The sequence below is a fragment of the Bradyrhizobium sp. SZCCHNR1015 genome (assembly GCF_032489875.1).
In the GTDB taxonomy this organism is placed as follows: domain Bacteria; phylum Pseudomonadota; class Alphaproteobacteria; order Rhizobiales; family Xanthobacteraceae; genus Bradyrhizobium.
Map to the genome: position 1 here is coordinate 257,063 of NZ_JAUEYW010000003.1, position 20,703 is coordinate 277,765.

Annotated in this window: 15 protein-coding genes and 1 pseudogene; 10 read left to right on the forward strand and 6 right to left on the reverse strand. The window is 67.7% G+C overall.

Annotated elements, in window-relative coordinates; genetic code table 11:
* Positions 1–361: 361 nt before the first annotated feature.
* On the reverse strand, positions 362–1,231 hold the full coding sequence (gluQRS, locus tag QX128_RS07695) for a tRNA glutamyl-Q(34) synthetase GluQRS (RefSeq protein ID WP_316237109.1): 870 nt from the start codon (positions 1,229–1,231) through the stop codon (positions 362–364).
* Between the two features lie 121 nt (positions 1,232–1,352).
* On the opposite strand from gluQRS, the gene QX128_RS07700 reads away from it, so the two are divergent.
* The 5 genes from QX128_RS07700 (at position 1,353) to QX128_RS07720 (ending at position 7,248) form a co-directional block, all read left to right on the forward strand.
* Positions 1,353–2,006: a DNA-3-methyladenine glycosylase 2 family protein gene (locus QX128_RS07700; protein ID WP_316237110.1), complete on the forward strand. Its 654-nt coding sequence runs from the start codon at positions 1,353–1,355 to the stop codon at positions 2,004–2,006.
* A gap of 108 nt (positions 2,007–2,114) precedes the next feature.
* Entirely contained in the window at positions 2,115–3,206 is a 1,092-nt protein-coding gene (locus tag QX128_RS07705) for a DUF2855 family protein (RefSeq protein WP_316237111.1), read from the forward strand.
* 75 nt (positions 3,207–3,281) lie between these two features.
* Positions 3,282–4,256, forward strand: a complete 975-nt coding sequence (locus QX128_RS07710) for a peptidyl-alpha-hydroxyglycine alpha-amidating lyase family protein (RefSeq protein ID WP_316237112.1) — start codon at positions 3,282–3,284, stop codon at positions 4,254–4,256.
* Between the two features lie 232 nt (positions 4,257–4,488).
* On the forward strand, positions 4,489–5,046 hold the full coding sequence (locus QX128_RS07715) for an HNH endonuclease (RefSeq protein WP_042340571.1): 558 nt from the start codon (positions 4,489–4,491) through the stop codon (positions 5,044–5,046).
* Positions 5,047–5,286: 240 nt separating this feature from the next.
* Entirely contained in the window at positions 5,287–7,248 is a 1,962-nt protein-coding gene (locus QX128_RS07720; RefSeq protein ID WP_316237113.1) for a putative bifunctional diguanylate cyclase/phosphodiesterase, read from the forward strand.
* Positions 7,249–7,262: 14 nt separating this feature from the next.
* On the opposite strand, the gene QX128_RS07725 is transcribed toward QX128_RS07720, so the two are convergent.
* Positions 7,263–8,540 (reverse strand): MgtC/SapB family protein, encoded by a 1,278-nt coding sequence (locus QX128_RS07725; protein WP_410053132.1) that lies wholly within the window; start codon positions 8,538–8,540, stop codon positions 7,263–7,265.
* 25 nt (positions 8,541–8,565) lie between these two features.
* The gene (locus tag QX128_RS07730) at positions 8,566–9,795 is read right to left on the reverse strand and encodes an APC family permease (RefSeq protein ID WP_316237115.1); all 1,230 of its coding nucleotides are present in this window, start codon (positions 9,793–9,795) and stop codon (positions 8,566–8,568) included.
* Between the two features lie 846 nt (positions 9,796–10,641).
* On the opposite strand from QX128_RS07730, the gene QX128_RS07735 reads away from it, so the two are divergent.
* The 4 genes from QX128_RS07735 to QX128_RS07750 all read left to right on the forward strand — a co-directional run bounded on the left by QX128_RS07735 (position 10,642) and on the right by QX128_RS07750 (position 15,293).
* Complete coding sequence (locus tag QX128_RS07735; protein ID WP_316237116.1) at positions 10,642–11,661, forward strand: phosphotransferase enzyme family protein; 1,020 nt, start codon at positions 10,642–10,644, stop codon at positions 11,659–11,661.
* 441 nt (positions 11,662–12,102) lie between these two features.
* Positions 12,103–13,242 (forward strand): RNA ligase RtcB family protein, encoded by a 1,140-nt coding sequence (locus QX128_RS07740; RefSeq protein ID WP_316237117.1) that lies wholly within the window; start codon positions 12,103–12,105, stop codon positions 13,240–13,242.
* Complete coding sequence (gene prfH / locus QX128_RS07745; protein ID WP_316237118.1) at positions 13,239–13,862, forward strand: peptide chain release factor H; 624 nt, start codon at positions 13,239–13,241, stop codon at positions 13,860–13,862. The genes QX128_RS07740 and prfH overlap by 4 nt, the downstream gene beginning before the upstream one ends.
* A 171-nt stretch (positions 13,863–14,033) precedes the next feature.
* Positions 14,034–15,293, forward strand: coding sequence for an Hsp70 family protein (locus QX128_RS07750; protein ID WP_316237119.1), 1,260 nt, complete (start codon positions 14,034–14,036; stop codon positions 15,291–15,293).
* A 19-nt stretch (positions 15,294–15,312) separates the two neighbouring features.
* On the opposite strand, the gene QX128_RS07755 is transcribed toward QX128_RS07750, so the two are convergent.
* On the reverse strand, positions 15,313–16,878 hold the full coding sequence (locus QX128_RS07755) for a hypothetical protein (RefSeq protein ID WP_316237120.1): 1,566 nt from the start codon (positions 16,876–16,878) through the stop codon (positions 15,313–15,315).
* Between the two features lie 246 nt (positions 16,879–17,124).
* Entirely contained in the window at positions 17,125–18,639 is a 1,515-nt protein-coding gene (locus QX128_RS07760) for a hypothetical protein (protein WP_316237121.1), read from the reverse strand.
* 325 nt (positions 18,640–18,964) lie between these two features.
* On the opposite strand from QX128_RS07760, the pseudogene QX128_RS07765 reads away from it, so the two are divergent.
* A pseudogene (locus QX128_RS07765) lies at positions 18,965–19,536 on the forward strand (GNAT family N-acetyltransferase).
* An 11-nt stretch (positions 19,537–19,547) separates the two neighbouring features.
* On the opposite strand, the gene QX128_RS07770 reads toward QX128_RS07765, so the two are convergent.
* Positions 19,548–20,597 (reverse strand): alpha/beta hydrolase, encoded by a 1,050-nt coding sequence (locus tag QX128_RS07770; protein ID WP_316237122.1) that lies wholly within the window; start codon positions 20,595–20,597, stop codon positions 19,548–19,550.
* Positions 20,598–20,703: the final 106 nt, after the last annotated feature.

A 20,703-nucleotide genomic window follows, 5' to 3' on the forward strand; every position in this document is an offset into this window, starting at 1 on the left:
GCGGCGGGCGTCTTCGGCTTCCCTGCTTTGGACGAGACCTTCGACGGCGCCATTCCAGAGGGCGTCTTTCCACCGGCCGGCCTCGACGCCGCGGCGGGCCTGGGCGCAGCCGGCTCGGCCGGTCGGGCCCGGCGCCCCGTACTCATGTTCCGAACGCGCTTCATCATGGCCCCTGTGACATGAACTCCGAAAAACGAAGGGGCACTTCTACTGTCATGTCTCGTCGTGCCGCTTTCGATTGAAGCTCCCGATTACCCGCGCCATCGAGCAGCATGGCACGGTCGTTTCCGGGTGTCACGATGCCCCGGAGGTTGTCCCCGCCGGAAACGTGGGAAGACATCGGGCTTGCGGCAGGACGCGGCTAGACCATGCCGATCCTGTGTCGGATTTCCGCCGGCGAGACGCCTTCCGCGCGCAAGGCGCGCAATCCCGTCGCCTGGGTGGACTTGGACAGCTTGTGGCCCTGTGCGTCGCGAATCAGTTGGTGATGCCGATAGGCCGGCGCCGGCAGGCCGAGCAGGACCTGCAGCAGCCGGTGGACGCTGGTGGCATGAAACAGGTCCTGGCCGCGCACCACCTCGGTCACCCCCTGCAGGACGTCGTCGAGCACGACGGACAGGTGATAGCTGGTCGGCGTCTCCTTGCGCGCCAGAACCACATCCCCCCACGCCTCCGGCCTTGCTTCGACCCTGCCGCTCTCGCCCGAAGGCCCGGCGCCGTGCTCGTCCCAGGCCAGCCGGCCCACGCGCGCGATCGCCGCGGCCATGTCCAGCCGCAAGGCATAGGGCACGCCACCGGCCATCAGCCCCGCACGTCGCGCTTCGGAAAGCGAGGTCGCCGTCCCCGGATAGAGCGGCGCCCCGTCGGGGTCGCGCGGCCAGGCTCCGTCCGCATCCCGCTGTGCGACCAGCCGCGCGATCTCGGCCCGGCTCTCGAAGCTCGGATAGACCAGCCCCATACCCTGCAGCCGCTCCAGCGCAGCGCGGTACTCGGCAAGGTGCTCCGATTGCCGCCGCACCGGCTGCTCCCAGGTGATGCCGAGCCAGGCGAGGTCTTCATAGATCGCCTGCTCGAACTCCGGCCGGCACCGGGTGGGGTCAATGTCCTCGATGCGCAGCAGCAAGCGGCCGCCGCTCTGCTGCGCGCATCGGACGTTCAACAGCGCCGAATAAGCGTGGCCGAGATGCAGATAGCCATTCGGACTGGGGGCAAATCGGAAAACGGGTGGCATGACATCTTGTCATTGCCGGACTTGAGCTGGCGCGATCCGACAATCATCCTTCAATTACGTTCGATCCGAGATGGATGCGCGGGTCAAGCCCGCGCATGACGACGCAGAAAGCTTTAGACACATGACCCTCCATCTCGACAGCCAGGACATTCTCGAGGACGCGGTCCGCGAGCTGGTGAAGCAGGACAACCGCCTCGCTCCGATCCTCGCCGCCACCGGCATGCCGGCGTTGCGGCGGCGGGAGCCGGGCTTTGCCGGGATCGCGCACATCGTCTGCGGCCAGCAATTGTCGACCGCGAGCGCGGCGGCGATCTGGGGCCGGCTGCAGGCGGCGTTCGATCCGTTCGATGCCGACGCGATCCGCCGCGCCCGTACCGACCGGCTGGGCCGGCTCGGGCTCTCAGCGGCCAAGATCAAGACGCTGAAGCACATCGCGCGCGAGCTTGCCGCGGAACGGCTCAACCTCGATGTGCTGGCCAATGAGGATGCCGATGCCGCGCACGCGACGCTGACGGCCCTGCCCGGCATCGGACCGTGGACCGCGGACGTCTATCTGCTGTTCTGTCTGGGTCACGGCGACGCCTGGCCGGCCGGCGACCTCGCCGTGCAGGAGGCCGTCAAGGTCGGGCTCGGCCTTGCGGCGCGGCCGACAGCGAAGCAGATGATGCCGCTTGCAGAAGGCTGGCGGCCGCTGCGCGGCGCGGCCGCGCATCTGTGGTGGAGCTATTACCGCGTGCTCAAGAAACGCGAGGGCGTCATCACGCCGGCGAACTAACAACTTCGGCGAACGCCGTTTCAAACAAAGTTGGGGTTGCAAAACGGTCATCGATGTCGGCCAGGATCGCACCACGACGCACATCATCGCATGGCCGGGGTCTTCATCATGCAATCGTCCGATTTCATCGTCGCACGCAGCGATCTGCAGCAGTGCCAGACGATCGTCACCGAGCTTCCCGGCAGCGACGCGCTTCCGGCCGAGGCGCTGCTGGTCAAGGTCGACCGCTTCGCCTTCACCGCCAACAACATCACCTATGCCCTGCTCGGCGAGCAGTTGAAATATTGGCAACTGTTTCCTGCGCCCGGCGGCTTCGGCATCATCCCCGTGTGGGGCTTCGGCGACGTGATCGCCTCTCGCCATCCTGTCGTGGCGGAAGGCGAGCGCCTGTTCGGCTACTTCCCGATGGCGACGCATCTCGTCATCGAGGCCGCCGACGTCGGCAAGCGCGGCCTGCGCGACGCGGCCGCACACCGCCAGGGCGTCGCGCCGGTCTACAACGCCTATGCACGGGTGGGCGACGATCCCGCCTTTGCCGGACGGCACGGCGACTACCAGGCGCTGTTGCGCCCGCTGTTCATGCTGTCGTTCCTGGTCGACGACTTCCTCGCCGAACATGCCCATTTCGGCGCCACCACCGTGATCCTGTCCTCGGCCTCGAGCAAGACCGCGTTCGGACTCGCCCATCTCCTGCATACGCAGCGCAAGGGCATCCGCGTGATCGGGCTGACCTCGCCATCGAATGCAACCTTCGTCCGCTCGCTCGGCTGCTATGACGAGGTGGTGACCTACGATGCGATCGACAGGCTCGACGCGGGGACGAGCGCGGCCTTCGTCGACATGGCCGGCAATGCCAGTCTGCGCGCCGCGCTGCATCGACGCTACGGCGACAACCTGGTCTATTCCGGCCGCATCGGCCTGACGCATCAGGACGTCATCGACGACGCAGACGCGCTTCCCGGTGCCCGGCCCACCTGGTTCTTCGCGCCCGACCAGATCAGGAAGCGCGCCAGGGAATGGGGACCCGGCGGCATCGAAAAGCGGCTCGGCGCGGCGTGGCAGGACTTTTCCCCGCGGCTCGGCGGCTGGCTGACGATCGTGGATGGACGCGGTCCCGACGCGGTGCAGCGCGTCTATCTCGACACGCTGCAAGGACGCATTCCGCCGGATCAGGGGCACATGCTGACAATGACGGCATGAGGCGCTTTCCGCCGGGTGCCGGTCGCGTGTAGCCTTGCGGCAGCTCAGATCAGGCGAATTCCCGGAGGCTGCTTCATGTCCATCACTCTCGGCTCCGGCGAGCACAGCTATCGCGTCGTCAAGGGCTGGGCCAAGCTGCCCGACGGCTGGGCGCTGACCGACGTCGCCTCGGTTGCCGTCGACAGCAAGGACCGCGTCTACGCCTTCAATCGCGGCGCCCATCCGATGATCGTGTTCGACCGCGACGGCAATTTCATCAGGAGTTTTGGCGAGGGGCTGTTCAGCCGCGCCCACGGCCTGTCGATCGACGCCGACGACAATCTCTACTGCACCGACGATGGTGATCACACCGTGCGCAAATGTACGCCCGAGGGCAAGGTGCTGCTGACCATCGGCCTGCCGGAGCGTCCGACGCCCTTCATGAGCGGCGAACCATTCAACCGCTGCACCCACACCGCGCTCTCGCCATCCGGCGAGATCTACGTCTCCGACGGCTACGGCAATGCACGGGTCCACAAATACACACCCGACGGCCGGCTAATCCGCAGTTGGGGCGAGCCCGGCTCCGATCCCGGCCAGTTCAACATCGTTCACAACATTGCGACCGATGCCGACGGCTTCGTCTATGTCGCGGACCGCGAGAACCACCGCATCCAGATCTTCGACGGCGACGGCCGCTACGAGACGCAGTGGAACAATCTGCATCGGCCCTGCGCGCTGTGCGCCTGCGGCGCCGGGCGCAAGACCTTCATCATCGGCGAGCTCGGTCCGGGCATGCCGGTCAACCTCAACGTTCCCAACCTCGGCCCCCGGCTCACGATCACGGACGCCGGCGGCAAGCGACTGGCGCGGCTCGGCGGCGAGCATGGCCCGGGGCTGGAAACCGGCCGTTTCCTGGCGCCGCATGGCCTCGCAATCGACAGCCGCGGCGACATCTATGTCGGCGAGGTCGGCGTCACCAATTGGAGCACGAGCTTTCCGGACCGGCCGATGCCGGACGAGGTCAGGATCCATCGCTGTCTGCAGAAGCTGGAGCGCGTCCCTGGCTGACCTTGGCCACCAGCGGATGCTGGCCCCGGCCGAGGACATGCAACTGATTTGCAGTGCAGCGGCTGAGCGCTCTGCCACGGTTCTGACGCGCTTTGACCGTAGCTCGAAAGGCGGGAGAAGCCAAGTCAAACCATGTGTCAAGCCATTCTTGGGGCTTCACAATCCCGTCACGCTGCATGTAGTATGTCAGGGCATGCTGCTTCGCAGCCGTTATGGAGGCCAGGAGCGTTACTTGAACGCACATGTCTCGCAAGGCGGTTGGCCGGTGTTGGTGCTGAACGCGGACTTCCGGCCGCTGAGTTATTACCCGCTGTCTCTCTGGTCGTGGCAGGACGCGATCAAGGCGGTGTTCCTCGATCGCGTCAATATCGTCGAGTACTACGACCGCGCGATCCGAAGTCCATCCTTCGAGATCCAGCTGCCCAGCGTGGTTTCGCTGAAATCCTTCGTGAAGCCGTCGACGCATCCGGCCTTCACCCGCTTCAACGTCTTCCTCCGCGACCGTTTCGCCTGCCAGTACTGCCACTCCGGCGACGACCTGACCTTCGATCACGTCATTCCCCGCAGCAAGGGCGGCCAGACCACCTGGGAGAACGTCGTCGCCGCCTGCTCGCCCTGCAATCTGCGCAAGGGCAATCTGACGCCGCAGCAGGCCAAGATGTTCCCCAAGCAGGCGCCCTATGCGCCGACCGTCCACCAGCTCCATCGCAACGGCCGGCTGTTCCCGCCGAACTACCTGCATGATAGCTGGCTCGACTATCTCTATTGGGACACCGAGCTCGATCCGTAGCAGATCGGCACGTCGTCGGAGCTGGTGCGGACGTCGCCCTGGGCGCGGCGACGCTTTGGCTGTTGCCCGCGCATGCCCCGCCGCCCGATCCGCTGGCCGAATGGCGCGGCCGTCCGGCGGTATAATGGACTGGATTAACCCCGCCTTAGGCCCCTGTTCAGCATGATCGCGCGTTGCCGCGTGGGCCCCATCATGGCTGCCCGCTTCCGTCATTGTTCGAGCAGGCTGTCCGTTCCGCGCATGCAGACCGCAATCCCCGAGTGCAAGGCGGCGGCGCTCGCGAAAGCCCAGGCGGCGAGCTCGCTGCAGAACATTTCCCTGACCCTGTTTGCCAACGTGGCGATCGCAACCTCGCTGGCGCTGCTGCTGTATCTCAGGGAGGGCGGCACCCTCATCTTCGGGTGGCTGGGCGCCGCCATCGTTTTCGCCGCATTCCGCGCCGGATGGGTATCGTACCTGAAGGCATCCGGACGGATCGAGCGTGATGCCCAGCGCGTGCTGCGCAATCTCACCATCATGGCTTTCGCCAGCGGCGTGCTGTGGGCGATCGTCCCGATCGCGCTGCCGGCCTTCTCCCGCGCGCACAACGTCAACGACGTCGTCTTCATCATGGCCGGCACCACCACCGGCGCCATCATCCAGAGTCTCGCTTATTCGCCGATGGCGATCGCCTTCGGCGCGCCACTGATGGGCGCGACCGTGCTGCGGATGCTGATCTCGGGCAGCGACGTCGACTACGTCGTCGCGGCCGACGTCGCGTTCCTGACCTTCATGCTGTTCCGCGCCTCGCGGCTCGGCGAGCGCAACTTCATCGCGAGCCAGAATACCGCCATCGAGGCGACGGTTCTCGCGGAGTCGGTGGCCGAGGCCAATCACGCCCTGGAGCGTCTGGTTCGCACGGACTCGCTCACCGGGCTCGCCAATCGCAGTCACTTCCGCACCGTGGCCGCCGCGGCGTGCCGTTCCGGACGCGGGGTCGCATTCCTCCTGATCGACGTCGACAACTTCAAGACCATCAACGACGCGCGCGGCCACGATGCCGGCGACCGGGTCATTCAGGCCATCGCCGCGCTGCTGCAATCCGCCTGCCGCGGCGAGGATCTGCCGGTCCGCCTGGGCGGCGACGAGTTCGTCGTCGTCATGCAGGGCGACGATGTGGCGAGCCGATCCGTCGCACTTGCCGAATGGCTGATGGCCGCCCTCGCGCAGCCGCTCGCGATCGCGGGCCAGTTGCTGCCCGTCAGCTGCTCGATCGGCATCGCGACGCATGCGGAAGGCCCGATCGATCTGGAAGAGCTCTCCGCCCGCGCCGACGTCGCGCTCTACCGCGCCAAGGACGACGGCCGCGCCTGCATGCGCGTGTTCGACGCCAAGATGCAGTCCGAGCTGACACTGCAGCGCCGGCTCGACGCCGAGCTGCCGGCGGCGCTGGCCCGCCGCGAGCTCCACGTCGAATTCCAGCCTCAGGTGGCGATGGCGACCCAGGAGGTCATCGGCTTCGAGGCGCTGCTGCGCTGGAAGCATCCGAGCGCCGGATTGATCCCGCCGCCGGACATCGTGTCCGCGGCGATCCGGTTGCGCCTGTCGGGCCAGCTCACGGAGTTCGTGGGCGAGCGCGTCTGCGCGTTCCTGCGCGCGCTCGACCGCAAGAAGGCGCACGGCATCCGGGTGTCGATCAACGTCTCGCCGCGCGAATTCCCGCTTCACTCGCCGGCGCAGACCCTGAAGACCGTCTCCGAGCGCTACGGCGTCGATCCGCACCGGATCGAGATCGAGGTGACCGAAGAGGCGATGTTCGATCCCAGGCGCTGCGCCGACGAATTGAAGCTGATCGACCAATATGGCTTCGGTCTTGCGATCGACGATTTCGGCGTCGGCCATTCCTCGATCGCCAACCTGATGGCGGTCGAGATCGACACCATCAAGATCGACCGCTCCTTCATCCACGGCATCGCCGGCAACCGCCGGGACCAGCAGCTCGTCGCCGCGATCACCGCGGTGGCGCTGCCGCTCGGCCACCGCATGATCGCCGAGGGCGTCGAGAGCGAACAGGATGCCGAGTGCCTTCGCATGCTCGGCTGCTCCTACGGACAGGGCTGGCTGTATGGCAAGCCGATGAAGGAGGACGACGCGATCGCGTGGCTCGTCCAGCATCGCAGCGGCGCTGCGGCCGCGGTCGAGCCCTTGCCGCGCAGCGCGTAGGCGCTGCGCTCGTCTCACGGAAGGACCAGCATCTGCGCAAGGCCCGGACCGAAGGCGCCGGCCCACGCGGCGGCAATCACGAGGATGAGTCCGGGAACGAGGCGAAGGGCGAAGGACGATCCGCCGCTGGTCCACGCCACCACGATCTTGCTGATCGTGTTCGCCGACAGCGCCGCCAGCACCGGCGCCACGGCATCGGCCGCGCCGATCTTGCCCGCCGCGGCAAGCGTGGCCGCAGCCACCGCCGGCGCATGGGTGTCGACCAGACCGGCGACGGCGGCGCTCGCCACCAGGCCGGCTTCGCCGAACGCCTCGCGCAACGCGGCCGAGAGCACCAGCACCGCCGAGATCGTCAGCGCCAGCAGCAGCGCGCCCGGCAGGCTGAAGGCGCGCCCCGTCGGCAGGTCGGCGGCGCCGCTCTGGCGCAGCCCGACGATCGTGAAGATCCCACCGTAGATCGCCGCCGCCGCGCCGGCACAGAGCAGCGGAACCAGCAGCGCGTGCAATGCCGGCAGGCTGGTGACGGCCAGCACCGCGGCGAGCTGGGCGATGGTCGCGACCGTCGACAACGCCGCGCCCGCGGCCGCGGCACCGCCAAGTTCCGGCGCCTTGCGCGCCCGCGCGCCCATCGCGCCGATCGTAGCGGTGCTGGAGACGAAGCCCGAGGCGAAGCCGGACACCGCGAGCCCGCCGCGGGCGCCGAGCAGACGCATCGAGATATGCCCGGCGGCGCCGATGGCCATCATCAGCACCACGAGCGTCCAGATGCCGCGCAGGTTGAGCGCCCCGAACGGACCGATCGGCTGGTCGGGCAGCAGGGGCAGCACCACCAGCGTCGCCGCGGCAAAGATCAGGCCGTCCTTGAGCTCGCTCTCGCTGAGCACGGAACGGACGAAGTCGTGCAGCATCGGCCGGGCCGCCAGCAGCACCGCCAGCACGACGGCGACGCCCGCCGCCAGAGCAGGTTGCTCGGTGGCGAGGCCGCCGAGCAGGACGGTCAGGATCAGCGCCGTCTCCGAGGTCAGTCCCGGGTCGTCGCTGCGCGAGCGCCAGTAGGCGATCGCGGTGAGGACCATGATTCCGGCGGTGACGACGGCGAGGAGCAGCTTGCCGCCGATCAGCATGCCGATCGCGCCGGCCAGCGACGCCACCGCAAAGGTGCGCAACCCCGCGGGCGAGCGAGCGGGTCCCTCGCCCTTGCGGCGCTCGCGCTCGAGACCGATCAGCAATCCGATGCCGAGTGCGACCACGATCGCGACGATCTCGGGACTGAGGCTCATGACATCCGGCATCGCCATCGTCCTGAATCACACCTGCTCACGGCGCGACGAACGCGCTGACGATCATCAACAGACATGTGATGAGACCAAGCGCGGGAATCCATAGCGGCACCCTGACATGCGGAGCATCCGACCCGATGCGCCGGATGCGAATCCGGAGCAGGCACAGATTGACGATGGCAAAGATCGTCAGCGTCGCGAGCGAGGTGCCTTCCGCCAGCCGCTCCAGCGGGAAGGCCAGCGCCAGGATCGCGACCGCCAGCATGACGAGGCCGGTTGCGATCAGCGGCGTTCCGGTGCGGGGATCGACCCGGCCGGCGATGCGCGGCAGGTCGCCCTGCCCCGCCATGCCATAGACGACGCGGGCCGTCATCGTCATCTGGGCGAGAATGGTGTTGAGCGTCGACACGATCGCGATCGCATTGAACGTCGCCGGACTGATGCCGGCGACGGCATTGAACACCAGGCTGAGCGGCGCCGGCGAGGCCGACAGCACGGCCGGCGGCACCGCGGTCACCGCGATCGCGGCAATCAGCATATAGAGCGCGGAGGTGATCAGCAGCGTCAGCGCCATCGCCCACGGAATGTTGCGCTGCGGGCGCTTGGCCTCTTCCACGACGTTGGCGAGGTCCTCGAAGCCGACGAAGGCGAAGAACGCCAGCAGGCCGGCGAAGGTAATGCCGGAGAGAACGCCGAGCTCGAGCGGCGGCGGGATCAGCAAGGCCGGGCCGAACGCGACGCCGGAGTGGACGGCCGAGACGATGATCCACAGCAGGCCGCCGGTCTCGATCAGGGTCAGCAGTCCGGCGAGCATCACCGATTCGAGAATGCCCCAGGACGCCACCATGCCGAGCACGACCACGATCGCCATCGCGATCAACGGCGTCGGCAGGTCGATGAGCTGCCGGATGTAGCCGGCGCCGCCGAGCGTCACCGCCGCCGCCGCAATGATGCCGGTGGCGAGCCGCAGCGTGCCGACCGCGGTCGACAACAGCCGCGACTTGAAGGCCGCGCGGACATAGGCGGCCTCGCCGGCGCTCACGGGATAGCGGGTCGCAAGCTCGGCATAGGAGGCGGCGGTGAACGTCATCACGAACGCCGCCAGCGCAAACGCCCAGGAGGAATGGATGCCGGCATGGCCGGCGACCGCGCCGATCAGGACGTAGATGCCGGCTCCGACGGTCACGCCCGTGCCGTAGAGCACGAGCAACGGCAGTCCGAGCCGACGCCGCAAGCCGGACGCAGGCACGATTGGATCTTGCGGCACCACGAATTCCATTCCTGATCACGACGAGCAACCGAGTTGTAGGGGCTTAAGGGAGCAGGCGCGAGCCCTGTTGATCTCGGTCAACCGGGACCTGCGCAAGATCCGCTCGGCTGCGGCATTCGACCGCCTGTCAGCGCAACGCGGGTCGCCGACGCACCGGCGCCCAGTCGCGTTCGTGCTACATGCGTCTGCCGAGACACGCGTCTGCGCTCTCGCGGCGCAATCCGCCCGAGCCGTGTTGATAGAACTCCCTCTCTGCAATCGAGAGGGTGCAGGGAAGACCGAGCCTCGGCTGAGGCCCGTGGCCCCCGTACGGAGAAAATGCACGGGGCAGGAACCACAGGTACAGCCGGATCGACCCGGCCTTCCCCGCGCGATGGTTTTCACGGCTGCTCCGCGCTCTCCCCGGGGACCGGCTTGTTTGCCCCCGTCGTCCGCACGACACGTCATGTCGCAGCAGACTTGACGCCAGCGTCGGGGCGCCAGGACCACACGGCTTGACCGTCCGTCACGGCGTCAGTCGTCTGCGCGCGAACGCGCCCGACATCGCAACGGCCACCACTCCCCACCCCAGCGTATCGTGACGACGCGTACGCCCCTCTGCATGAGGCGGGATGGCGATAGATGACCACAAATTCCGAAAACAAGAAACAAGAATCTTATTCGTCGAGGCTCTGGACAATGTCGGCCGATTGCGCGCGAAACATTGACTGATTTGGCCGGCGGGCAGCCCGGCACGACCTGAATACGCCTGAGCGACTCCATCACACGCGCGTTCGCCGCCTTCCACCGCGAGCCGCAGCGGCTTAGGATGCCACAACATCGCATCATTCCGGAACAGGCACTGTGCCCGAATTCGAGCCGCTCTACACGACAACCAGCGCCGAGAGCATCGGACGCTTCGTGGCCCATCACTACGTGCTATCAGAGCCGCTCGCGTGCCGAATGGTGAATCGCGGTTTCAACGACGTCTATCTTGTCACGACCGCGAGCGGCGACCGCTACGTCTTTCGGCTGTCGCATCACCGCGCCCGAGGCGCGGCCGATGTCCGCACCGAAACCGACTTTCTCGCGCATCTGGCGCGCTGCGGCGTGCCCGTAGCCGCGGCCGTTCCGGCGCGCGACGGCAACCTGTTCGTGCGCGGCGAGGCGGCGGAAGGCCGACGGGAAGGCGTGCTGTTTCCCGCAATCGATGGACGAATGCCGGACGTCGCCTCGCAATCCGATGCTCACGCCAACGGCGTCACGCTTGCGAGAGTCCACGATGCGGCGATGTCTTATCAGCCGGAAGCGCCGCTCTACCGGCTGGACCTCGACCATCTGTTGCACCGGCCGCTCGCGCGCGTTGAGAATCTCTGTCGCACCATCGGGTCCGACGACGGCGGCTTTCTTCAGGAGGTCTGTGCGCGAACAGCCGCCGGAATCGAGGCGATGCAAGGCCTGGCGTGGACGCATTGTCACGGCGACTGCCATGGCTTCAATGCGCGTATCGGCGCCGCTGGCGAGGCCGTCTTCTTCGATTTCGACGATAGCGGCCGCGGCTATCTGGCCTATGACCTGGCTGTGTTCCTGTGGGCCAAGCTGTCGTTCGGTCGGCGCTTTCACGCGGCGTGGCATGCTTTCGTCGACGGCTATCGATCGGTCCGCCCGATCTCGGCGGCGGATTTCGAGGCCGCGCATGCCTTCGTGATCGTCAGGCACATCTGGCTGATGGGCGAACAGGCCAGCCGCTCGCGCGAGTGGGGCAGCGAGCCGGTCCGCTGGATCACGCAGCAGCGTGAATTCCTTGAAGGCTGGGAGGCGCAGCAGCTGGGGGCACGCCTTATGAGCTTGACCGACGGCAGCATGGGAGACTTTGAACCATGACTGATACGATCGTTCGGGTACGCCGGCTCGGCATCATCGGCTGCGTGGCGGACATGTCGCTTAGGTCGCAGCGCTTCCGTCGCATGGGGTGCTCCCGGTAATCGATCCGCCACCGTCCTTCGACAAGGTCATCATCGACGCATCGATTTCCTGACGTTGTTCTGATCGCTGCGGCGGTTGCCGTGTCGCGTCCGCCACAGCCAGCAGATCAACTCATCAGACGCATTGTCAAACCACGAACGATGTGATTAGTACGCCACCGGCGTCGAGCATTCCGCTCCGCCGATTGGAGAAAGACGATGACTGCGATCATCCGTTGCTCCGCCAGGAGCCGCCGGGCCTGATCCTCGCGTGAGGCGAGGTGTGGCGCGGCCTGCGTGCGCCTTCGCGCGCGCTGATCATCCCTGACCATATCTCCCTGTCTGTCTCCAAGGTACTCCCATGGGCATTTCCCATCGCGTGGACGGCCGTGCGCCGATTCACGGTTACTACTCGTCCAGCTCCTGGATCGAGGGCGCCGCCGTGCGCCAGCTCGAAACAGTGGCTGCCATCTCCGGCGTGCGTGCCGTCGCCGGCATGCCGGACCTGCATCCCGGCAAGTTCGGCCCGGTCGGCTGCGCCATTCTCGCCGACCATATCCACCCGGCCTTCGTCGGCTCCGACGCGGGCTGCGGCATGGCGCTGTTCGCGCTCGACCTCGCGTCGCGCCGCATCCGCGTCGACAAGGCGGCCGACCGGCTGCGCGACGTCGCCACACCCTATGACGGCGACATCGCAAGCGAGCTCGCGAGATGTGAGCTGGCACCGTCCGACTTCGATGCCTCGCTCGGCACGATCGGCGGCGGCAATCATTTCTGCGAGCTGCAGGCGGTCGAGGAGGTGTTCGATCCCTCCTGCGGCATCGATCGCGACCGCGCGCATCTGCTGGTGCATTCGGGCTCGCGCGGCCTCGGCCACGCGCTGCTCGAACGGCACGTCGCGGACGGGCTGAAGCCGCTCGCCCCCGACAGCGAAGCCGGTCAGGCCTATCTGGCCGCGCATGACCACGCGCTGCGCTGGGCGTCGTTGAACCGCCAGGTGATCGCTCGCCGGGCGGCAGCGGCCTTGCGCTGTGAGGCCGATCCGGTCTGCGCGTGCTCGCACAATTGCATCGAGCACCGCGCAGACGGCGTGCTGCACCGGAAAGGCGCGGCGCCGTCCGACCAGGGGCTCGTCGTCGTGCCGGGCTCGCGCGGCGCGCTATCCTATCTGGTCGCGCCGCTCGCGTCAGCGCCAAACGAGGCGTTGTGGTCGATCGCCCATGGCGCCGGTCGCAAGTTCGACCGGTCATCGATGATCGGCCGTGTCGGCGCCACGCGATCGGATCGCGAGCGTCTCGCGCGCAATCCGTTCGGCGGCCGCGTGATCTGCGAAGACCGCGCGCTGCTCACCGAGGAGGCGCCGGAGGCCTACAAGCCGATCGCCGGCGTGATCGCCGATCTCGAAGCATTCGGGCTCGCGCGCGTCGTCGCCAGCTTCCGCCCGCTGGTGACGGTGAAGAAGATCGCCGTCGAGCGGCCGCGCAGGGAGGACCGGCGATGAGACGGCTGCTCCTCACGGCCGGGCGCGGTCCCGCCGAATGCCGGCTCGCGGTGGCGCATGCGCTCCAGCGGCTCGCCGACGAGGCCGAGGCGGCGGCCTGCGAATGCGCGATCGCGCGAGAGCAGAGCGACCGGCATGGGCCGGCCAGCGCGATCGTCGTGCTGGACGGGCCAACGGCGTCTGACCTCGCGCGGCGCTGGACGCAGGGCTCGCTGCTCTGGGTGTGCCGCAGTCCGCTGCGGCCGCATCACGGCCGCAAGAACTGGTTCGTCGGCATCGTCGATCTGCCCCTGTCGGAGCGGCTGGCGGCGTTGGCGGCCACCGACGTCCGGTTCGAAAGCTTTCGTGCCGGCGGGCCCGGCGGCCAGCACCAGAACAAGACCGAGAGCGCGGTGCGCGCGGTTCACGTGCCGACGGGGCTGGTCGCGATCGCGCGCGACGGCCGCTCGCAGCATCGCAACAAGGCGCTGGCGCTCGCGCGTCTCGCTGCACTGCTGGACGGCCGCGCGCGCCTGGCGGACGCCGGCGAGGCGCACCTCATCCACGCGGCGCATGACAGCGTCGAACGTGGCGCAGCCGGGCTGCGCTTCGAGGGACCGGCGTTCAGGCCGGCGGGATGATCACCGGACAGCCGGGGGCGTGAGAGCCCCCGACTGCACCTTCGACAGGCAGGGATGCACAGTCATCTCTCCGCCAGACGACCGCCATGCGCGCCGCTCCGCATATTGGCGGATGACATCGCGCCGCCGAACGGCTAAGCGGACCGCCCCCCGGACGGAAACGAGACGAGCATGGCGGCAGCGGCCCATTGTGGCATCGACTTCGGCACTTCGAACACCACCGTCGGCCTCAGCGATCATGCCTCAGCCCAGCTCATCCCCCTGGAGGGCGAGCAGCGGACCTTGCCGAGCGCGATGTTCTTCGATTTCGAGGATCACGGCATCCAGTTCGGGCGCAACGCGATCGAGCGCTATCTGACCGGCCACGACGGCCGCTTCATGCGCGCGCTGAAGAGCATCCTCGGCACCGCGCTGATTCACGAGAAGACCTATATCCGGCAGAAGGCGGTGCCGTTTGCCGGCATCCTCGGCTTCTTCTTCGCGCATCTGAAGACGCAGATCGAGAAGAGGCTCGGCAGGGAGATCAACCAGGTCGTGCTCGGCCGTCCCGTCCGCTTCGTCGACAAGGATGATGCGGCCGACGCGGAAGCGCAGAGCGCGCTGGAGGGAATCGCGCGCGACCAGGGCTTCAAGCACATCGCGTTCCAATATGAGCCGATCGCCGCCGCGCTCGACTACGAGCAGCAGGTCGCGCACGAAGAGCTGGTGCTGATCGTCGACATCGGCGGCGGCACCTCGGATTTCTCGATCGTGCGCGTCTCGCCTGAGCGGCGCAGCAAGGCGCATCGCGAGGACGACATCCTCGCCAATGGCGGCATCCATATCGGCGGCACCGATTTCGACCGGCTGCTCAGTCTGAAGAGCGTGATGCCGCATCTCGGCTATGGCAGCCTGACCGCCGACGGCAAGCGCAATTTGCCGACGCTGTACTACCACGAGCTCGCCACTTGGCACCGCATCAACCAGCTCTACAAGAGAGGCGTGATCGGCGAGCTGCGCCAGATCCGCTACGAGGCCGAGCGGCGCGATCTGGTCGACCGCTTCATCAAGGTGGTGGAGGAGCATCGCGGCCATACGCTCGCGATCGGTGTCGAGCAGGCCAAGATCGCGCTGACGGCGGCGAAGTCGCTGACCTCGGTGCTGTCGGAGAAGGACGACTGGGCGCGCATCAAGTTCACGCGCAAGGATTTCGACCGCGCCATCGCCGATTCCGTCGAGCGCGTCGTCGGCACGGTGACGAAGCTGCTCGACGATGCCGGCGTCGAGGCCGCTGCCATCAACACCATCTTCCTCACCGGCGGCTCGAGCATGGTGCCGGCGCTGCGTCAGGCGGTCCTGGCGCTGTTTCCGGCAGCGCGCATCGCCGAGACCGACCTGCTCGGCAGCGTCGGCATCGGGCTCGCGCTCGATGCGCGGCGCAAGTTCGGCTGACGCCCATTTCAGGAATGGCTCATTCGGGGGCGACCGTCGCGGCCGCCTGCGCCGGCTTCTTCGGCGCGTTCTGACGCGGAGCGCGCGTCACCGGGCGCGGCGCCGCCGATGTCAGGACGACGGCACGGACAGCGGCGGGTTTCGCGCGCACCGGACGGGCATCAGCCGCGCCGGTCCGCCCGGGATCGCCGCTGCGGATGATGCCCCAGGGTCCCGAATCCGCCCGAGGCGGCAGCGAATAGCCTGGCACGGTGCGACTCGTCCGCCGGGTCCGAGTCTGTTCTGCGCGCACCGGCGGTGCCGGGGCCTCGCCGACCGCGGGAGCAGCGACTGCGAGGGGCGCGGCGTCAATCGCAATGACCTCGGCCTTGGTGACGGCGGCGGGGGCCGGATCGAGGTCCACGGCAGGCCCGACCGGCGCCGGCGAGCCTGCGTCCGGAACGGCGTCCACGATCTGCCTTTCAGGTTGGACCGCAGCAGAAGGAGTGTCGGCCGGATCCGGCTCGTACAGGACCACGCCGGCCGTCTCGTCGGCCAGCCCGTGAAAAACATGGCTCGGCAGCAGAAACCCCGCCGCCGTCACGGCGACGGCCAGGCTTCGGCCAAGCGCGAGCTTCGTGGATGGGGGAACGGACATCGCGCCACCCGTCCGCCAAGCCAGGTCGACGCCGGCCACCGCAATGAAGGCTGCAAGACCGAGACTGCCTCCGACCAGAGGCAGGACCGTCGAAGCCTGGACCAGAACCACCGTGAGGGCCAGCGCGGCCACGACCGGCTGCAGTCGCCCGGACAGCCGCTGCGGCGAAGACATCCCGAGAAAGCATCCTGCATAAAAGGCATCCACCAGACAGCGTTCGTTGGGCCACACCGCCTGCATGGTCGCCATTCCAGCAAACGCCAGGGTGGCCGAGACGAAGGTGCGGGCTGCCCGCCCCGCGTCGGCAACGTGCGGAAGCCGTTGCATGACCATGGTCAGGAACGTCCCGGCGAGACAGGCCGCAAGGATTGCGAGCGAGCCACCGAGCTCCTGGTCGAACTGATTCAGATGCCCCAGGCGGAGCGATCCGCCTTGTCCGGCGAGCCACGGCCCAAGCGTGACGAACAGCAGCGATCCGATCGCGGCCAACAGGCCGAGCCGACCGCCATAGCCCTGCAACAGCACGACGCGCCGCCGGGTTTCGATCGCAGTGAAGATGCAGAACAGCAGGCCACAGGATATCGACAGCAGATAAAGCGATCCCTCCTGTGGCAATCCCGTACGAGCGACGCTTTCGCTGAGCTGTGCGATCGGAGTCATGCCGCTGAAGCTGCCGCCATAGACCGAGGACGAAAACGTGGTCGCGGCGAGGTTGTCCGGCGACGCGACGACCAGGCCTGCGCACAGCACGACCGTCACCGCCGCCGAGGCGAGCGCGGGCGACAGGCCCAGCGCGCTCAGATGCAGCGTGGCGAGACAACCGAGAAAGGCGCCGGCGAAGGCCACGACAAGCGCAACAGGGAGATCAGAACGCCGCCGCTGAGGGCGCGGCTGGAACAGGACCGGCAGGCCCGTCCGGTACGGCGCGCAATCAAGGGCCTGCTGCATCTGCGAACCGCCCCCAAATGTGGATCGGCTCGGCCCTCACCTCCTCCCGACGCCGAACGACAGCCGCGATGCGGGCGAAAGATCCCACGTCGTTTGCGTCCTGACGTACGAGCAGAAGACAAGAGCCGGACGGGGCCTGCATCATCCGCTAAGCACCGCTGTGTGCACGATGCAGTGAAAACATGGCAAAACGCGTGCGGAGGTATGGCCGAGTCGGGTTATGGCCGCAAAAATGCTCGCGGTCCGTCAGGGGCCTGCCAACGTCGACGGATCAGGTCGCCACTCCGGCGCGGGTTGCAGCACCTCATGGCGGGCCATGATGCGCTGTCGGGTCGTCGCGTGCGGCACCACCCGTGTCTGTTGGCGCTTCAGCCGCGCAGCCAGGACGCCCGCCGCCCGACCATCGCGACCGATCCGCCGGGACGGCTCTGCAGACGCGGGCGACGCGGCCTCCTGGGCCGGCTCACTCGAGGGCCGCGGGGCGAGCGGATTGGCGCCCTCCGGATTCAGGATCTGAAGCGGCAGATCCGGCGCTGTGTCAGCGGCCGAGGCCGGCTCGCCAAACGCCGCGCCATCGCGCCGATCCTCGTCACGCGAGGGCATCGCGGTCCGCGCCGGCGCGGCGGCTTTGTCCGTGTTCACGAAGGGACCCTTGGGCTCCGCCACCGGCGGCTGAAACATCAGCTCGCTGGCGAGCAGCACCGCGAAGATGGCGAGTGTGGCGACGAGTCCCCGCGTCCAGGCGAGGACGGTCTGCCACGGCGATTCCCCTGCCTCGACGAACAGACGAACCGCGGCATCCACGAAGATGACCGAGACGAAGGCGATGTATCCGAGGCTGCCGCCGACGCTCGGCAGGATGGGACCGGTGAGGATCAGCAGGCCCGTCAGCAGCACCGCCGCAGCCATCGCCTGCGGCAGGCTGCGCAGCCGCCGCGACGACGACATGCCGACGAAGCAGCCGGCAGAATAGGCGTCGAGATCAGGGGCCCCGCTGGGCAGAAGCTGCAGCACCACGAGGCCGGCAAAGGCCACCGTCGCCGCGACGAAGATGCGTACCGCGCGGCGCGCCCCTGCCACGGGCGCCCAGCGCAAGGCGGCCATCGTCGCCAGCATGCCGACCGCGCACAACGCGAAGGTGAGCGCGGTGCTGCCGAGCCCCTGCTCCAGCACGCCGCGGCGCGCGATCGGAAACAGCTCGCCCTCGGTGCCGAGCAGCGGCGCGAGACCGACGAACAGGAACGAAGCGACCGCCGCCAGCGCGCCCAGTCGTCCGCCATAGCCGCGCGCGAGCCCGCCACGCAGCCACATGTCGAGCGCACAGCCCAGACAGAACACCAGTCCACAGAACAGCGAGAGCAGCACGAAGGCGGCGTCGAGCGGCAGGCCGGCGCGAATGACGCTTGCGTTCAACAGCGCCACCGGAGTCATGCCGACGAAGCTGCCGCCATAGGCCGACGAGAAGAACGTGCTCGGCACCAGATCCGCGGTCCGTGTCAGGATCAGCGAGGCGCACAGCAGCAAAGCCGCCGCCGCCGAGGCAATCAGCGGCGACAGCCCGGTTGCACTCAGATGCAGGGTCATCAGACAGCCGAGGAACGCGGCGATGAACGACGCCAGCGGCGGGCAGCCGAGCTGGAACAGCTCCGAGCCGTAGAACGGAACGGCACGGCCGAGCTGCCGATCGCGCCATGTGCGTGGATCGAAGCTCTGCTCCGCCTGCAGACGACGTAACTGACGATCCGCCGCTTTGCGCTTCATGTCCACGACACCCCGAATCGCGCCCGCCCAAGATCTGCGTGATGATCTCGCGGCAGACGAATGGTTGACGTTCGGGCGCAACCCTGAGCCCGAGCCGGCACAGTTTCCTGCGACGGTTGTACGCACGCTGCAGTCGCGCAGGTTGCGTGTGCCCGAATTCATGCACTGCAATGCAACGTTGTGGAAGTATCGGGCTCCAGCACGGGCGTGAAAGTTCCTGGCAACCTTAATGGCGACGCCCGATGCGCATTATCAGTGACATGCGGGTCGGGCGGCGGAGCAACCCCGGCTTGCGGACGAGCTTGGTAAACGACAACATGGCGTCATGCTCACGCCCACGTTGCAGACCGCCCGTCTGATCCTGCGGCCGCTGTCGCTCGCCGATGCGCCAGCGATCCAGCGTGGGTTCAACAACTGGAACGTCATCCGCAACCTCGCAGCCGTCGTTCCGTGGCCCTATCCTCCCGACGGCGCCGAGACCTTCGTGAGGCTGCAGCTCGACAGGATCGCGGCCGGCGAGGAGCTGTATCAATGGGTGCTTGCGCTGCGCGACGGTGACGGCGAGGCCATCGGCAACATTCACTTCCGGCCGCGCATGGACTCGACGAAGGGCCATCGCGGCTTCTGGCTCGCCGAGCCCTATTGGAATCGCGGGCTGATGAGCGAGGCGGTCGCCGCCGTGAACGACTTCGCCTTCGGTCCGCTCGGCCTCGATCAGTTCACCGTCTGCAATGTCGCGAGCAACATCGCGTCACGGCGGGTCAAGCAGAAGACGGGCGCCGAGTTCGTCGGCTTCATCGAGGTCGCGCACCACAATGGCGAGACCCGCTCCGAGCATGGATCGTGCGGCGCGAGACGTGGCTGCAACGCCAAGAAAAGCAACGCGCTCCCGCCTGAGATCGTCGGCGCTACGCGCTCGCCGTCACGTCAAGCACCGCCTGCGCAAACGCCTGCGGCGCCTCCTGCGGCAGGTTGTGGCCGACGCCGCCAGTGATCAGCCGGTGTTCGTAGCGGCCGGTGAACTTCCTGGCATAGGCTTCTGGCGCCGGATGCGGCGCGCCGTTGGCATCGCCCTCCATCGTGATGGTGGGGACGCTGATGTCAGGAAAGGTCGCGAGCTTCGCCTCCAGCGCATCGTATTTCGCCTCGCCCTGCGCGAGGCCGAGCCGCCAGCGATAATTGTGCACGACGATGTCGACGTGATCGGGATTATCGAAGGCGGCGGCGCTGCGCGCGAACGTGGCGTCGTCGAACGTCCATTTCGGCGAGGCCGTCTGCCAGATCAGCCTGGCGAAGTCGCGCCGGTTCTTGTCGTAGCCCTCGCGGCCGCGCTCGGTCGCGAAGTAGAACTGATACCACCATTGCAGCTCGGCGGCCGGCGGCAGCGGCATGCGGCCGGCCTGCTGGCTGCCGATCAGATAGCCGCTGACCGAGACCATCGCCTTGCACCGCTCCGGCCACAGCGCCGCGATGATGTTGGCGGTGCGCGCGCCCCAGTCGTAGCCGGCGAGGGTTGCGATCCTGATCGCAAGCGCGTCCATCAGCGCGACGATGTCGGCGGCGACGGCGACCGGCTGGCCGCTGCGCAACGCGGACGGCGACAGCAGCCGCGTCGTGCCGTAGCCGCGCAGATGCGGAATGATGACGCGATGGCCGAACGCGGCCAGCGCCGGCGCGACGTCGGCGAAGCTGTGGATGTCGTACGGCCAGCCGTGCAGCAGGATGATTACGGGCCCATCGGCTGGACCTGTCTCGACATAGCCGATGCTGACCTCGCCGGCCGTGACCTGCTTGATCGGTCCGAGCGACGTCCCCGCCCCCGGGCGGATCTCCGGCAGCTTCGACGCCGACTTGAAGCCCTGCGCCTGCCCTGCGCTGGAGCCGAGTTGAAGGGCCGCAACGGCGGTTCCGGCAAGGGTGAGGAAGCAGCGGCGGCTGGGGCGAAGAACGGTCGGCATGGCAGAGGCTCCTGGTTCCGATGTGCCGTTGTTGTGCGCCTTGCGCCCGCGCGGCGCTTGGAGGAGGCATTGATTTTTCCTTGAGGCCGGCTTGATTTTGCTGATC

What these genes read in the sequence shown, in the direction of transcription:
- gluQRS (WP_316237109.1), bottom strand. Translation starts at nt 1,231, where the DNA reads ATGCCACCCGTTTTCCGATTTGCCCCCAGTCCGAATGGCTATCTGCAT.
- QX128_RS07700 (WP_316237110.1), top strand. Translation starts at nt 1,353, where the DNA reads ATGACCCTCCATCTCGACAGCCAGGACATTCTCGAGGACGCGGTCCGC.
- QX128_RS07705 (WP_316237111.1), top strand. Translation starts at nt 2,115, where the DNA reads ATGCAATCGTCCGATTTCATCGTCGCACGCAGCGATCTGCAGCAGTGC.
- QX128_RS07710 (WP_316237112.1), top strand. Translation starts at nt 3,282, where the DNA reads ATGTCCATCACTCTCGGCTCCGGCGAGCACAGCTATCGCGTCGTCAAG.
- QX128_RS07720 (WP_316237113.1), top strand. Translation starts at nt 5,287, where the DNA reads ATGCAGACCGCAATCCCCGAGTGCAAGGCGGCGGCGCTCGCGAAAGCC.
- QX128_RS07725 (WP_410053132.1), bottom strand. Translation starts at nt 8,540, where the DNA reads ATGCCGGATGTCATGAGCCTCAGTCCCGAGATCGTCGCGATCGTGGTC.
- QX128_RS07740 (WP_316237117.1), top strand. Translation starts at nt 12,103, where the DNA reads ATGGGCATTTCCCATCGCGTGGACGGCCGTGCGCCGATTCACGGTTAC.
- prfH (WP_316237118.1), top strand. Translation starts at nt 13,239, where the DNA reads ATGAGACGGCTGCTCCTCACGGCCGGGCGCGGTCCCGCCGAATGCCGG.
- QX128_RS07750 (WP_316237119.1), top strand. Translation starts at nt 14,034, where the DNA reads ATGGCGGCAGCGGCCCATTGTGGCATCGACTTCGGCACTTCGAACACC.
- QX128_RS07755 (WP_316237120.1), bottom strand. Translation starts at nt 16,878, where the DNA reads ATGCAGCAGGCCCTTGATTGCGCGCCGTACCGGACGGGCCTGCCGGTC.
- QX128_RS07760 (WP_316237121.1), bottom strand. Translation starts at nt 18,639, where the DNA reads ATGAAGCGCAAAGCGGCGGATCGTCAGTTACGTCGTCTGCAGGCGGAG.
- QX128_RS07770 (WP_316237122.1), bottom strand. Translation starts at nt 20,597, where the DNA reads ATGCCGACCGTTCTTCGCCCCAGCCGCCGCTGCTTCCTCACCCTTGCC.